Below are 13,729 nucleotides of genomic sequence, written 5' to 3'. Positions count from 1 at the left end.
GCAGGGCCAGTCAGTGAGAATCGCCGTCACCGGGGCCAGCGGTGCGCTGGGCCGCGGCTTGACCTCCCGCTTACTCAGCCAGGGCCACGACGTCATCGGCATCGCCCGCCATCGGCCCGAAAGCTGGCCCAGTGCGGCCGAATTCATCGCGGGCGACATCCGGGACGCCGATGCGGTCAACCGCGCGGTCGCCGGCGCAGACGTCGTTGCGCACTGCGCGTGGGCGAACAGCCCGGGTCCCGACGCCCGGATCGCCCACCAGGTCAACGTCGGGGGAACCGGTAACGTTCTGCAGGCGATGGCCGAAACCGGGTCCAGGAGGATCGTTTTCGCGTCGTCGCCGCATGTTTACGGCGGCGGAGATGCACCGAGGACCGAGCACGATGCGAGAAGGCCGGACAGCGCCGAAGGCCGATACAAGGCGCGGGCCGAGCAGATGGTCGAGGGGTCGGGGCTGGAATGGGTCGCGGTCCGCTCGGCGCTGATCGTCGGCCGAAACGTCGATAACTGGGTACGCCGGCTGCTGGCATTGCCGGTATTCCCCGACGGGTCGGCCGACCGGCTCATGCAGGTGGTCCACCTCGAGGATGCCCTTAGGCTGTTCAACCGGGCGATCGTGGATACCGAAATCGGAAGTGGTCCCGTCAATCTCGCGGCCCCGGGCGAGCTGACCTTCCGGCGCCTCGCCGCGGTGCTTGGACGCCCGGTCCTGCGGTTGGGAGCTGAACTGGCCGAGCTGCAGCTGGTGCACAGCGCCGCGTTCATGGACACCGCGCGGCTGCGCGAGCAGTGGGGATTCCGCCCGGCGTGGAACTCCGGTGAATGTGTCGAGGATTTGGCGGTCGCGGTGCGCGGCCGGGTCACGCTGGGCAGCCGGGTGGTGTCGCTGCCCTGGCGGATGGCCAACATCGTTGACCTTCCTTCCGTTGACACGCCGACCGATGACGGGGTGAAACCCAATTGGGCTGGCCCAGCGGGCGATAACGGGGAATTCGATACCCCGATCGACCCGCGCTTTCCGACTTTTCTGGCCACCAATCTGTCCGAGGCGCTACCCGGCCCGTTCTCGCCGGCGTCGGCGTCGGCGACCGTGCGCGGGCTGCGCGCGGGCGGGGTGGCCATCGCCGAGCGGCTGCGGCCCGGCGGCATCGTCCAGCGTGAAATCGCCACGCGGACCGTCGCCGTGTTCGCCCACCGGCTTTACGGGGCCATCACCTCCGCGCATTTCATGGCCGAGACCGTCCCGTTTGCCAAGCCCGCGATGATCGTGAGCAACAGCGGGTTCTTCGGACCCAGCATGGCGTCGCTGCCGATCTTCGGTGCGGAACGTCCACGCAACGAGACCGGCCGCGTTCGAAAGCAGTTGCGGACCCTGCGCAACATCGGGGTGTTCGGGGTCAACCTCGTCGGCCTGTCCGCCGGCTCGTCCAGGGACACTTACGAGTTCGTCGCCGATGTCGATCGCCTGGAGCGGTTGGCCGACGACGTCGCCCGGTTGGATGACCGTCGACTGCTGAGCCTGATCTCGTTGGCGCGCGATGATGTGGTGCACGGCTGGGTGCTGGCCTCGGCGTCGTTCATGCTGTGCGCCGCTTTCAATGTCCTGCTGCGCGGCCTGTGTGGGCGGGACACCGCCGCGCCAGCGGGACCGGAATTAGTCAGTGCGCGTTCGGTCGAGGCAATGCAGCGGTTGGTGGTTGCCGCGCAACGCGACCCGAAAGTGACGGCGCTGCTGGCCGAACCGGGGGAGCGGCTCGGCAAGTTGGCCGTCGAGGCGCCGGAGTTTCACGCCGCCGTATTGGCGGAGCTGGCGCTGATCGGTCATCGTGGTCCGGCCGAACTCGAGATGCTGTCGATCAGCTATGCCGATGATCCCGAGCTGCTCGTCCGAATGGTGACCAGAGCGATGAGTGTCGCTGCACCGCCCCAGCCGCGGCCGCCCCGGATTCCCCTGCACGCCAAACCGATTGCGCAGCTGGCAGCGCGCCAGCTCCGTGACCGCGAGGTCCGCCGCGACAAAGTTGTGCGGGCCAACTGGGTTTTGCGCACTCTCATGCGCGAGTACGGGCGCAGGTTGGTCGAGGCGGGAACCTTCGATACCGCCGACGATGTCTTCTATCTGCTCGTCGACGAGCTCGATGCGCTGCCGGCCGATGTCGGTGCGCTGGTGGCCCGGCGCCGTGCCGAACAGCGCCGACTGGCCGCCGTGGTTCCGCCGACGGTGTTCAGCGGTAGCTGGCAACCGATTACGACAACGTCGGCGGCGCTCACCAGCGGGGAGACCCTGCACGGGGTTGGTGTCTGCGGCGGCAGGGTGCGCGGCCGTGTTCGGATCGTGCGGCCCGAAACGATCGACGACCTACAGCCCGGCGAGATCCTCGTCGCCGAGGTGACCGACGTCGGCTACACCGCCGCATTCTGTTATGCCGCGGCCGTGGTGACCGAGTTGGGTGGTCCAATGTCGCACGCGGCGGTGGTGGCCCGCGAGTTCGGATTCCCGTGTGTGGTGGACGTTGCGGGCGCCACCAAGACTTTGCCGCCGGGCGCGCTTGTCGAGGTCGACGGCACGACCGGTGAAATACAAGTGCTCGAAGTGACCACCTAGAAGGCTGGGTCTTGCTGGCGCACCAGCAATGGTCTACGTCAGGCGGGGGTGAGGCGGATCGGCAAGCGGGTGGGTCCGCGTAGCGAGCTGTGGCTCGACCACCGCGTCGGACCCGCGGGAGTGATTCGGGCGACGCGGGTGACGAGTTGCCGCAGGATTGCTTGGGCTTCCATGCGGGCCAGCGGTGCCCCGAGGCACATGTGCGGGCCGTACCCGAAGGCGACGTGCATCCGCGGATTGCGGTCGGCGCGGTACTCATCGGGATCGTCGAACGCGGCCGGGTCACGATTGGCCGCGCCGAAGGACAGCAGCACACGCGATCCGGTGGGGATGGTGACGTCGCCGATTCGGTAGTCGGCCCGGGTGTAGCGGTAAAGGTTCTGGATGGGTGTGGTGAAGCGGAGCTGCTCTTCGACGGCGAGGGGGATGAGGTCGGGTTTGGCGCGAATCAGGTCGTACTGCTCGGGCCGGCGGGCCAGGGTGTCGAACATGCCACCCAGCAGGTTGGTGGTGGTCTCGTTGCCTGCGATCAGCAGGTGGATGGCGATGAGCAGAAGCTGATTATCGGTGAGGCTGCCGTCGGTGTTGTGCTCGATGAGCCGGCCGAGCACGGTGTTGGACCCTTTGAGTCCACCGGCGGCGAATTGGCTTGTGAAGTAACGCTGTAAAGCCACCATGGCTGACATCGACTTGGCCGCGTCGACGACACCGGAGAGCGTGGGCTTGAGCTCCATGACTCCCACGGCGCGTTCGGACCAACGACGAAAGTCGGCGACGTCGGTCTCGGGTACGCCCAGGATCTGGGCGATCAAGCGTATCGGCATCGGTATGGCCAAGCGCTGCACGACATCGCATCCGGGGTCGTTCAGCACGTCGGTGACCAGTTCGGTGGCCAGCTTCTCGGTCATCTCCTGCCAGGACTTCATGGCGCCTGTGCTGAATCCGGGCTGGACTTGCTTACGCAGTCGGGTGTGTTCCTCGCCGTCGGTGAGCACCGCCAATGAGCCGGACATCCGCAGGCGCGTGACCCCTTGGGTGCTGGTGACCTTGTCGGTGTCGCGCAACGCCGCCCGCACGTCGTCAAGGCAGTTGAGGACGAAGGTGGCCCGCCTGGGGTTGTAGTGCACGCGGCCGCTTCGGTGCAGGGCGCGGTACGCGTCGTACGGGTCCGCGGCGGTGGCAGGGTCCTGCGGGTCGTAATCGGTGTTGATCGCGCCGGTCCAACCGTTGTAGCCGCGTCGGCGGGTCCGGACGGCGGCGGCGACATTCATCCGCACGACGTCGGCGACTGGCCTTAGGGTTTCGGTCGCCTTCTGGGCGGTCTGGCTGAGCGACACCGTTGTTCCTACCCTGACCTCTGAACTGCGCGACCGTCGCCGCGTCGCGTGCGGAGTTGGGTGTAAAGGATGCTGATCGTCAGGTGGGCGATGTAGCAAGCGGACAGGACGGCCGTTGGTCGACGCGTGTGGGTGCGCAGCAGGACGACTCCAAGCGCCGTTTCGATCGCGCCGTTGACGTAGGTGAAAGTGCGTGCGTGGTTGGGGAAACCGAGGCGATTGAAGGGATCGAAGATCCGCGGAACGAGGAAGTGCGCCACGCCGATTGAGCTGGTCAGTAGACCGAGCGCTCGACGTGCGGGTTCGCCGCGAGTGTCGTTGTCCGTCATCGCGATGTCGTCCTCCTTCGGGGAACGCGGGGCTAGGCGTTGCGTGCTGCCAGCGGCAGCATGTTTTTGAGCGTGAACGCCGCCAGAACGCCGCCGTCGCAGGCGATGTCCACACCGGTGAGGTAGCCGGCTTTGGTCGAAGCGCAAAAAGCCAGCACTTCGGCGACTTCCTCGGGCTTTCCAAAGCGCTTCAACGCGGCCAGTTTCACCATCGCGCCCGATCCGGCTTGCTCCTCCAACCTGCCCATCTCGGTGTCGATGCTGCCTGGAGACACCGAGACGATGCGGGCACCGCGGCTGCCGAATCGGGCCGCTTGAGATGCGCAGTACCACGTCACGAAGTTCTTGCTGATGGAGTACGCCAAACCGGGGCGTACTCCGGTCGGCACGATGTTGCAGGCCGAGGTCACCTTCGCCATGAAGCGGTCCTCGTTGCGCAGCGCGTCCTTGAACCGTCGCTTGGGGATGAACAACCGGGGGAACACGTGCGCGGCCATGGACGCGACATTGACGATCGCGAACCCCTCACGCGCCAGCGGGAGGAACGCCTCGTTGACATGGACCGTGCCCAACGCGTTGATGCGCAGGATGCGCTCGGCGTCGCCCATGCTGGGACTGACACCCGCCGTGTGGATCACCGAGGTCACCGAGCCCAACGACGTCGAGGTGGCGATCAGCTCTGCGACCGAGGCGCGGTTGGTTACGTCGCACTCGACCGCCACGCAGTCGATGCCGAGGCGCTGTAATTCGGCTGACGCCACCTCCAGCCGGCTCGGGCTGACGTCGCTGACGAGGACCAGCCGGTCTTGCCCGACGATCTTGGCCGTGGCCATTCCCATTCCACCCGCGCCTCCGGTGATGACGCACAGCTCACGCATGTATCCACCTTCACCACCAGACGCCGTGCTCCGCGTTCGCGCGTCGCGCGCCGGTCCACAGGGCCAATTACGAGAAATATTTTCTCGTTAATCGTGACACACTTCGGCGCCGTTGCCTAGACGCGACGTCGAGCCATTGCTCTAGGTTCTGTATGTGAGCCAATCCCGCCGGGGACGACCGCGGAGCGCGGCAGTGCACGAGGCGATCCTGGAAGCCACCCGGTCGCTCCTCGTGGAAGCCGGCTATAGCGGAGTCTCGATGGACAAGGTCGCCGCGATCGCCGGCGTGGCTACCCAAACGGTGTACCGACGGTGGCCGTCGAAAGGTCCCCTGGTCGCCGAGGCGGTCATGCAGGCCTACGACCAAACCGACTTCACGCTTCCCGACACGGGAGACACGGTCGAGGACTTGAGAAGCTGGATGCGCGCGTACGCCGAAATCGGTTCGGCCGCTGCCAATGTCGCCCTCATCCGCGCTCTCGCCGCCGCCGCTGCCGAAGACCTGAGCGACCGCGACACCCTCTACCAGCAACTCACCGGCCGTTTCCACCAGGCAGTTGCAGACCGGTTACGCGTCGGAATCTCGAAGGGCCAGATTCGGGGGGATGCCGACGTCGAAGCTGCCACCGATGCATTGATCGGAGCCCCGCTCTACCGCATGCTCAGTGTGACGACCTCGGCGGAGGAAACGACCGAACGCTACTACGCGCTGATAGACACGCTGATGTGCGGCATCTCGACGCCGAAGTGAGCCGAGCAGAAAGCGACCAGCGCTGCGCTCCAAGGCCGACAGGCACTAGACAACGCGATAGGTCACGGGTGTGCTGCCGAATGCTGTTGGGCGGCTTGACGAGCGAGCCTATCGTTGTGGATCTTGACGAGTTCGCGGAACCCGAGCCTGTGGTACTTCGGTATCGGTTGGATGCCCCACACGTCCTGCGCGGTGGCCTTGCCCTCAGCGCCCTCGGGCGGTCCGAAGGGCGGGTACGGGTACTTGCACTCCAGGGTGTCGTTGGAGTAGCGAATCTTGAGCAGCTCGCTGCAGATTTGGGTGAGGCTCAGCGTGGGATAGCCGTAATAGACCGCCATGAACGGCAGCGTGAACGCGCCTTCGATGACCAAGGCGACCAGACATACCAGCACCGCCCGTTTGATCCATTTGTGCATTCGCGCGTAGTACGGAGTGGTCCCCGGCTCGAGACCAGCGGTGGGTTCTTGCTCTTCGGTGGGGGTCGGTGCGGTCATGGCATCGCTCCTTGCGACCTAGTCGGTGAAGATTTCTCGGTTGACGGTGTGGAGATAGGGAATGGCGAGGAAGGGGGTGATGTAGAAGATGTCGTAGAGCCACCAGCCGATGACCGGGAAGACGACACCGGCGTAGCGCACGTCGGCGAACATGGTCATGTTGAACACGTAGGCCGACCAGATCACCACGCCCATCCAGCAGGTGACGACCATCCACTGATGCCCCCACCGCTTCATCTGCAGGAATCCGATCGCCGCGGCCACCCGCATGGAGAACACCGTGAGGATCAGTCCTGCCACGTAGGCTTTTTCGCCCGGCCCCGCCGCACCGCCGATCCAGAGCTCGTTGTAATGCCAGAAGTAGCCCGCATCAAACATGTTGCCCCAGCCCACCATCAGCACCCGGTTGATCAGCGTGTGGTTGGCGACCAAGTCCAGGGCCCAGCCCAGACTGTTGAGCATTCCGTCGATCAGGACCAGATAGCCGATCAGCGTCACGATCATGGGCCGGACCGAGAGGCCGGCGCGCAGCGCTTGGCGCTGCAGCCACACCCCACGCATGAAGATCGGAAACCCGATGAGGCCCGGCGCCCACATGCCCATTAGGGCGGCGCCGACGATCATCCACTTGTCGGCGCGACGCTGCGCTTGGCGCGATTCGTCGTGGTGATCCTCGAAGCCGACCGCCCTCGCCGGCCGTGCGGCAACGGGATTCACAGATCCCACCACCCGCGGGCGAACGACATGTACAGCTGGATGCCGAACATCACCAGCAGGTAGCCGTAAATGAAAATCTGGAAGACGATGAGCGCCCTCTTGCGCTTTTGTTCCTGTTGGTCCATGCCGGACTCCTTTCTTAGGGGGTTGCGTTTGGGGCGTCGGTGGCGGCCAGGCTGGCTGCCGCGACTTCGCGTAGACCGTCGGTGACCGCGCCGTCGGTGCTCAGTGGCGCGAGGATGCACGCGTCGGCGGCATCGAATTCGGTTGCGCCGGCAGCGATCAGGTGCGCGGCCGTGACCAAGACCCTGGTCGACGGCGGCTCGAAGTGGAAGGCTTCGTCGGCGGTGCGGATGGCAACCGCGCATTCGACCAACCGCCGCGCCGTCGCGATGGGAATCGCGGCTTCGGCGGCAATCACTTCGCTCTCCCGCTCGGGTGGCAGATACCTCATCGTGAGAGTGACGAACCGTTGGCGGAAGGATGGTTTGAGCTCCTTGAGCGAGCTGCGGTACGCCGGGTTGTAGGAACACACCAGCATGAAGGTGTCCGGCGCGGTTACGACTTCGCCGGCTCGATCGAGATAGAGCGACCGGCGGTGATCGGTGAGCGAATGCAGGATGGCCAGCGAGTCGTGGCGAGCTTCGACGACTTCGTCGAGGTAGCAGATCGCGCCGGCTTTGACGGCGCGGGTCAGCGGGCCATCGGTCCAGACCACGTCGCCGCCCGTCACCATGAAGCGGCCGACGAGATCGGAGCTGGTGAGGTCGTCGTGGCAACTGATGGTGACGACCGGTCGTTGCAACAGCTGGCCCATGTGTTCTACGAAACGGGTCTTGCCACATCCGGTAGGGCCGGTGAGCATCACGGGCATGTGCTGGCGAAAGGCCTGCTCGAACAGCTGGACTTCGTTGCCGTTTGCGAAATAAAGTTCGGTGGCGGCGGCGTTCATGCGGCGACCAGTTCACGGTGGACGTGAGCCAACACCCTTGGGAGCTCCTCTACCCGTCGGATCCGTTGCGACCGTCGGGGCCCGAACACCTCGGGAAGGGGATCGACACGGGTCGGGCCCACCCCGACGTAATACATCGATACCCCCGCATCGTTGGCCTCCTCGACGGCGTGCGCGGCATCCGCCCAGGCGTAGCGGCCTTCATAGCCTTCGTCGGAGATGAGGCCGTCGCCGATGACGATCAGCAGGCGCCGCTCGGAGGGCTGCGCCAGGAGTCGGCTCGTCAAGTGGCGCAGTGGCGCGCCGAGTCGCGTGTATCCACGGGTGGACAGGCCCAGCCCGCTGGGAGCCACCAGCTGGCGGTCTTCGAAGTCCTTCAGACACTGCACTTCGACTCGGTGGCGGGTATTGCCGGTGAACACGAAGACACCATGACGCTCGCGGGCCAGCGTCATGGCCCGCGAAAGCGCATCGGCACAAGCTAATTCCAGTTGGAAGATTCGCCCGCCGTGTACCCCCAACGACGAACTGCCGTCGAGCAGCAAAGCCGTGGTGACGTCGCGGCTGCTCGGCAGCAGCTCGCGGAAAAGCTTCGGCTCCTTGGCTTCGCCGGTGGTCATGTCGATGTAGTGGTTGACATACTGGTCGACGTCGAGGTCGGAGCCGTCTTCGAGGCCGTTCGTCATCGCACGGTGGGTGTGTTCTTCGAACCACTTGCGGACGTCGACGGCAACCGGCACCGGACGGCGGATGCGCCCGCCGTCGGCATGCTCGATCACGGCGACGTGGTCGCGCATGAAACGCTTTGTCCACATGTTCCATTCGGGATAGGGGATCCCGGGCCGGTGTTCTGGCGTGACGTCGAGATCGTTGTCCTGCGGCCGGCTCGGTGGCGGCAAATTGGGATTGCGGACGCCGCCGTCGCCGCCGACGGGAACCGAGTACGGCCGCGGACGGCGCTTTTGCGTTGTGGTCCATGGCATCCGGCCGAAGCTGCGGCGCAATCTGTCGGTCAAGCCCTGCGGCATCGTGTAGGCCAACGGTAGCTCGCCTAGCAGCGGATGAATCGGCAAAGCCCGCTCCGTGGCGGCCAGCGCAATTGCATGGTTGAGCATCTGCTCCGCGCTCGTATCGCCGGGCTCGGAAGGGACTTCGGGAAGTACCCGGTGCAGCTCGGATAGCAGGCCCGGCCACCGCGACGCTATCCAGCCGAGCGCGACACCGGCCTCGACAAGGGTGAGCGCACGCAGCTCCCGAGCGGACAACTCGTTCAGCCGATATTCGATGACGCGTTCCTTCGATGGCGAACATTGCAGGGCCACACCGCATGTCAGGGTTCTGCGTGTCCAATCGGAGGTCGCGGGGTAGGGGACATGCACGAACGTGAGCGCTGCATTCAGGCCGAAGCCACGCCGTTCACCGGTGATAAGCCGGACGCCCTCGCGACGTTGATCACTGAGCGCGACCGCCGTCACGGAGCAACTCCGCTCCAGCGCGATTGCGGGAGAATCTTCAGCCATTGACCGCATTCCCCGCGCTTCCGCCGCCCGGTTCACCGCTCAGAACGTGCCGATGTTGGAGAACAGCCAATACCAGAACCAGATGATCAGTCCGGTGCCGCCCCATGCGGCGACATACCGAAGGATCTCCCATAGATAAGCCACGATTTGACCTCCTTGACGACGGGGATTCAGCAACGTGATGCGTGGATCGGATCTGCCGTCTGTGCCGCCCGATAGTTCGGCAACATAATTTCTGACGCACCGAAATTACGCGGCGATCGCCGGATTCGCCTGGATTCGCCAGGCAAATCCGGTCGTCGAGCAAGACGTGCGGCATCTCAGTCGGAGAAGAGTTCGCGATTGACGGTGTGCAGGTAGGGGATGGCGAGGAATGGAGTGATGTAGAAGATGTCGTAGAGCCACCAGCCGACGACCGGCAACACGACGCCGGCGAAGCGCACGTCGGCGAACATGGTCATGTTGAAGACGTAGCCGATCCAGATCACCACGCCCATCCAGCAGGTGACGACCATCCACTGATGGCCCCAGCGCTTCATCTGTAGGAAGCCGATGGCAGCGGCGATGCGCATCGTGAACACCGTCAGGATGAGTCCGACTTCCCAGGCTTTTTCACCCGGGCCCGCCGCGCCGCCGACCCACAGCTCGTTGTAATGCCAGAAATAACCGGCATCGAACATGTTGCCCCAACCGTTGAGCAGCACGCGGGCCAGCAGAGTGTGATTTGCCACCAGGTCAAGCGCCCACCCGACGGTGTTGATGGCGGCGTCGATGATAACGAGATAGCCGAGCAACGTGACCAACATCGGCCGAACGGAGAGGCCATCGCGTAGGGCCCGGCGCAGCAACCGGACTCCCCAGAGGAACAACGGTAACCCGAAGACGCCCAGGGCCGCGGTACCGATCAGGAGACTGCCGGAGATAAGCCATTTGTCGGCCTGACGCTGTGCGAGTTGCGACCGTTCCATGTGCTCGTCGATTGTCAGACCGTAGGCCGGGCCGGTTGAGCGGGCGGCTGTGGCGACGGCGGTATCACGCTGATGAAGCTTCGGCAGATTCACGAACCCTCCCGTCATCAACGCTGATTGGATCGGCGTGTGCACTATAACAGGCTGACTTCAGTCAGCAAAATGCGTGTTGGCGCCGCCCAGCGTGCTGCCGTCGATCCGATGCCGATGGCCAATTCTCATGAACTGGGTAGGGATATAACCGGAGCGTCAGCGAACGGCACCGCTCCCCACGCCTGGGCTTTTAGAGGTTGGTGCTGACAGCAGTCAGGCTGAGATGCGTTGAGGCATCGTTCGCACGCCCCGTCATTTCACGCACAACCGCTCTTTCGAGGTCGGCGGTGTGCTCAGTGCCGTCCGGAGAAGTGTTGCCGTTGCTCGGCACGCTCCGTTAGGGCTGCAAGCTTCGCAACATCCTGGCGACGTAGTCTTCGAGCAAGGTGTGGCCGGTGGGCCAATGGTTAGTGGTGATCAACAGGGCGTAAAGGCCGAGTAGGAAGAACACCGCACTGTTCATGGGATTGACGTCCGGATCGGTCTCACCGCGTTCTTGCGCCCGCGCGATCTCCTGGGCGACCAAGACGATCAATGGGTGATCCGTGCCATCCTCGGTCTGTGGACGGGTTTGGGAGAAGTGCAGTGCGAGAAAGTCATTGAAGAGCCGGTCGCCTAGCCGGCGCTCCAAACCGACCACCAAGCGGACCGCCTCGTTCAATGCGGAAACAAGGTCGTGCTTGGACTTCAAGAATTGGGCGAACTGCTTGGCTATCCGGTCCTCTTCGCGGCGTTCCAGCTCCAGCAGCACGTGCTCCTTGGTGGGGAAGTGGAAGAAGAAGGTGCCGTGGGCCACTCCCGCCGCGGCCACGATGGCACTGACGTCGGCCTCGGCCATACCGGCGCGGGCAAATTCGGCGATCGCGGCGCCCATCAATCGCTCCCTCGTCTGCAGGCGCTTCGCCTCGCGTGTCGACAGCCGGTCCGTCACAGCCATTTGTTCCTCACGGTTGACCTGACTCATGCAAGACGTTCGAGGGTAACTGCGTCATTATGCCGTGTTCCCGTCAAAAATGCTTGTATAACTTGCGCATTGTTCGATGGCGCTGGTCGCTACAGATTCTGGCTCCGCAAATTGATTGACTTTAGTCAGCAGGATTCCTAAATTGAACGGCGCACACCACGCGCGATCGAAGGGGACCGGCATGGCGCTGGAGCAGTTCCGGCTGGATGGACAGGTTGCGATCGTCACGGGCGCCGGGAAGGGCGTCGGGGCGGGCATCGCCCGGGTGTTGGCGGAGGCGGGCGCCACGGTTGTGGGAACCGCGCGTACCGAGGCGGATATCGTTGGCACAATTGAGGGTATCGAAGCGGCGGGCGGCAAGGGGCTGGCGCTCGTCGCCGATGCGATGAGCCGTCCCGACGGAGAACGGGTCGTGAATACGGCCATGGAGCGCTTCGGCCGCATCGATATCCTGGTCAACAACGTCGGCGGGTCGACGTACGCCCGGTTTCTGGACATCACCGACGAAGACTTCCGGCACACCTTCGACTGGTGTGTGACATCGGCCTTCATCATGAGTCAGCTGGCGGCCCCGCACATGCTCACCGCCGGGCACGGTTCCATCATCAACATCTCGTCGGGCTCGGCGCGGTTCGGTATCCGGGCACTGACCGCCTATTGCGTCGCGAAGGGCGGACTCGAAGCGCTCACACGTGCCATGGCACAGGAACTCGCCCCGAAGATTCGCGTCAACGCCATCGCCCTGGGATCATTCGCCACCGATGGCCTGAAGGGCAGCCTGGATCTGATGCCCGGGTCGCTGGAGAAGATGCAAGAAGCCACGCCGCTGCATCGGCTGGGCGACGTCGAGGATCTCGGCCGGCTCGCAGTGTATCTGTGCACCAGGGACTGTTACGCGACCAACGCGACCTTTCACGTCGACGGCGGCATCGACTCCAACAATTCGCCGCTGCCAATACCCGACTACTGACCCTGCGCGGCGATCAAACGCGTCATCATGGTGCATCACCGGCCGCTGGAAGGGCGAAGGTAACCGTGCGCAGAGTCATTCAATTCTCCACCGGCAATGTGGGCCGCCATTCGTTGCGGGCCATCATCGGCAGACCAGATCTCGAACTGGTCGGTGTGCACGCCGCCGGCGCCGAAAAGATCGGCCAGGACGCGGCGCGGCTGTGCGGACTGGACCAACCGACCGGCATCATCGCCACCGACGACATCGACGCGCTGGTGGCCCTCGGCGCCGACTGCGTGGTTTACACATCCCAAGGCGAAACCCGACCGATGGAAGCCATCGAACAGATGGCCAAGTTCCTTGCTGCGGGCACCAACGTGGTCGGCACGTCGATGGTCTGGCTGGTCACACCCCGCCATGCCGACGACTGGCTGCGGGAGCCCTTGGTGCGTGCCTGTGCTGCCGGTAACACCTCGCTGTACGTGAACGGCATCGACCCCGGCTTCTCCGGCGATACGCTGGTGCACTCAGCGGCCAGCCTGACCACCCGGGTCGATTCGATCACCGTGCAGGAGATCTTCGACTATGGGAACTACGATGACGCCGAGTTCACCGGAGCAGCAATGGGTTTCGGAACAACGGCGGACGACGATTCGCCGATGATGTTTCTGCCCGGGGTGATCGTGTCGATGTGGGGCGGTCAGGTCCGCAGCCTGGCCGACAACCTGGACATCAAACTCGACGACGTGCGTCAGCGCGTCGAACCTTGGTACACGCCAGAACGAATCGACTGCACAATGATGACGGTCGAGCCAGGACAGATGGCCGCGGTGCGCTTCGCCACCGAGGGGGTGCGTGACGGCAAGCCGGTGATCACCCTCGAACACGTGACCAGACTTACCTCGGCCGCAGCGCCCGACTGGGAGTTTCCGCCCGACGGGCATACCGGCGTCCACCGTGTGGTCGTGGAGGGCGAACCGCGGGTGGAGATCAACACCCACGTTTCGCACCCTCTCTTGGATTCCACTGATGCCGGCTGTATCTCGACGGCGGGCCGGGCCGTGAATGCGATCGACTGGGTGTGCCGCGCGCCGCAGGGGCTCATCGGTGTGGAGGACATCCCGCTGTCCGCGACGATGCGTGGCCTGATGTGGAACGAGCGATAGGGC

At 64.6% G+C, this 13,729-nt stretch carries 14 protein-coding genes; 4 read left to right on the top strand and 10 right to left on the bottom strand.

All coding sequences use genetic code 11. The features are described from left to right. Nucleotides 1–13: 13 nt before the first annotated feature. Nucleotides 14–2,605, top strand: a complete 2,592-nt coding sequence (locus tag A5709_RS03155; RefSeq protein ID WP_068117921.1) for a sugar epimerase family protein — start codon at nt 14–16, stop codon at nt 2,603–2,605. Nucleotides 2,606–2,643: 38 nt separating this feature from the next. On the opposite strand, the gene A5709_RS03150 is transcribed toward A5709_RS03155, so the two are convergent. The 3 genes from A5709_RS03150 to A5709_RS03140 form a co-directional block, all read right to left on the bottom strand. Next, nucleotides 2,644–3,876, bottom strand: coding sequence for a cytochrome P450 (locus tag A5709_RS03150; protein ID WP_082973758.1), 1,233 nt, complete (start codon nt 3,874–3,876; stop codon nt 2,644–2,646). A 74-nt stretch (nt 3,877–3,950) separates the two neighbouring features. Further along, nucleotides 3,951–4,271, bottom strand: coding sequence for a hypothetical protein (locus A5709_RS03145; protein ID WP_068117914.1), 321 nt, complete (start codon nt 4,269–4,271; stop codon nt 3,951–3,953). 32 nt (nt 4,272–4,303) lie between these two features. After that, a complete protein-coding gene (locus tag A5709_RS03140) occupies nt 4,304–5,149 on the bottom strand; it encodes an SDR family oxidoreductase (RefSeq protein WP_068117912.1) in 846 nt (281 codons plus the stop codon). A gap of 193 nt (nt 5,150–5,342) precedes the next feature. Between A5709_RS03140 and A5709_RS03135 the strand changes: the two genes are divergently transcribed. Further along, on the top strand, nt 5,343–5,900 hold the full coding sequence (locus tag A5709_RS03135; RefSeq protein WP_231972131.1) for a TetR/AcrR family transcriptional regulator: 558 nt from the start codon (nt 5,343–5,345) through the stop codon (nt 5,898–5,900). Nucleotides 5,901–5,962: 62 nt separating this feature from the next. Here A5709_RS03135 and A5709_RS03130 read toward each other — a convergent pair whose 3' ends face one another. The 7 genes from A5709_RS03130 to A5709_RS03105 form a co-directional block, all read right to left on the bottom strand. Then, nucleotides 5,963–6,394, bottom strand: a complete 432-nt coding sequence (locus tag A5709_RS03130; RefSeq protein WP_067942957.1) for a hypothetical protein — start codon at nt 6,392–6,394, stop codon at nt 5,963–5,965. An 18-nt stretch (nt 6,395–6,412) separates the two neighbouring features. After that, nucleotides 6,413–7,018: a hypothetical protein gene (locus A5709_RS03125; RefSeq protein ID WP_231986866.1), complete on the bottom strand. Its 606-nt coding sequence runs from the start codon at nt 7,016–7,018 to the stop codon at nt 6,413–6,415. Nucleotides 7,019–7,107: 89 nt separating this feature from the next. After that, nucleotides 7,108–7,236 carry a hypothetical protein gene (locus tag A5709_RS29065; protein WP_046182590.1) on the bottom strand — a complete coding sequence of 43 codons (129 nt, stop codon included), beginning with the start codon at nt 7,234–7,236 and terminating at the stop codon, nt 7,108–7,110. A 14-nt stretch (nt 7,237–7,250) separates the two neighbouring features. After that, nucleotides 7,251–8,063: a CbbQ/NirQ/NorQ/GpvN family protein gene (locus tag A5709_RS03120; RefSeq protein WP_067942951.1), complete on the bottom strand. Its 813-nt coding sequence runs from the start codon at nt 8,061–8,063 to the stop codon at nt 7,251–7,253. Beyond that, nucleotides 8,060–9,583: a nitric oxide reductase activation protein NorD gene (locus tag A5709_RS03115; protein WP_068117937.1), complete on the bottom strand. Its 1,524-nt coding sequence runs from the start codon at nt 9,581–9,583 to the stop codon at nt 8,060–8,062. Before A5709_RS03115 ends, A5709_RS03120 begins: the two co-directional genes overlap by 4 nt. Nucleotides 9,584–9,903: 320 nt before the next feature. Further along, nucleotides 9,904–10,659: a hypothetical protein gene (locus tag A5709_RS03110; RefSeq protein ID WP_369806141.1), complete on the bottom strand. Its 756-nt coding sequence runs from the start codon at nt 10,657–10,659 to the stop codon at nt 9,904–9,906. Between the two features lie 322 nt (nt 10,660–10,981). Then, nucleotides 10,982–11,581 (bottom strand): TetR/AcrR family transcriptional regulator, encoded by a 600-nt coding sequence (locus A5709_RS03105; protein WP_067942988.1) that lies wholly within the window; start codon nt 11,579–11,581, stop codon nt 10,982–10,984. Between the two features lie 208 nt (nt 11,582–11,789). On the opposite strand from A5709_RS03105, the gene A5709_RS03100 reads away from it, so the two are divergent. Further along, entirely contained in the window at nt 11,790–12,578 is a 789-nt protein-coding gene (locus A5709_RS03100) for an SDR family NAD(P)-dependent oxidoreductase (RefSeq protein ID WP_067942948.1), read from the top strand. 65 nt (nt 12,579–12,643) lie between these two features. Next, the gene (locus A5709_RS03095; RefSeq protein WP_068117907.1) at nt 12,644–13,726 is read left to right on the top strand and encodes a dihydrodipicolinate reductase; all 1,083 of its coding nucleotides are present in this window, start codon (nt 12,644–12,646) and stop codon (nt 13,724–13,726) included. Nucleotides 13,727–13,729: the final 3 nt, after the last annotated feature.

This window comes from Mycobacterium sp. E1386, from assembly GCF_001672745.1.
Classification (GTDB): Bacteria; Actinomycetota; Actinomycetes; order Mycobacteriales; family Mycobacteriaceae; genus Mycobacterium.
This window is presented reverse-complemented; position numbering and strand designations above follow the sequence as displayed.

What these genes read in the sequence shown, in the direction of transcription:
- A5709_RS03150 (WP_082973758.1), bottom strand. Translation starts at nt 3,876, where the DNA reads ATGAATGTCGCCGCCGCCGTCCGGACCCGCCGACGCGGCTACAACGGT.
- A5709_RS03145 (WP_068117914.1), bottom strand. Translation starts at nt 4,271, where the DNA reads ATGACGGACAACGACACTCGCGGCGAACCCGCACGTCGAGCGCTCGGT.
- A5709_RS03140 (WP_068117912.1), bottom strand. Translation starts at nt 5,149, where the DNA reads ATGCGTGAGCTGTGCGTCATCACCGGAGGCGCGGGTGGAATGGGAATG.
- A5709_RS03130 (WP_067942957.1), bottom strand. Translation starts at nt 6,394, where the DNA reads ATGACCGCACCGACCCCCACCGAAGAGCAAGAACCCACCGCTGGTCTC.
- A5709_RS03125 (WP_231986866.1), bottom strand. Translation starts at nt 7,018, where the DNA reads ATGATCGTCGGCGCCGCCCTAATGGGCATGTGGGCGCCGGGCCTCATC.
- A5709_RS29065 (WP_046182590.1), bottom strand. Translation starts at nt 7,236, where the DNA reads ATGGACCAACAGGAACAAAAGCGCAAGAGGGCGCTCATCGTCTTCCAG.
- A5709_RS03120 (WP_067942951.1), bottom strand. Translation starts at nt 8,063, where the DNA reads ATGAACGCCGCCGCCACCGAACTTTATTTCGCAAACGGCAACGAAGTC.
- A5709_RS03115 (WP_068117937.1), bottom strand. Translation starts at nt 9,583, where the DNA reads ATGGCTGAAGATTCTCCCGCAATCGCGCTGGAGCGGAGTTGCTCCGTG.
- A5709_RS03110 (WP_369806141.1), bottom strand. Translation starts at nt 10,659, where the DNA reads ATGACGGGAGGGTTCGTGAATCTGCCGAAGCTTCATCAGCGTGATACC.
- A5709_RS03105 (WP_067942988.1), bottom strand. Translation starts at nt 11,581, where the DNA reads ATGGCTGTGACGGACCGGCTGTCGACACGCGAGGCGAAGCGCCTGCAG.
- A5709_RS03100 (WP_067942948.1), top strand. Translation starts at nt 11,790, where the DNA reads ATGGCGCTGGAGCAGTTCCGGCTGGATGGACAGGTTGCGATCGTCACG.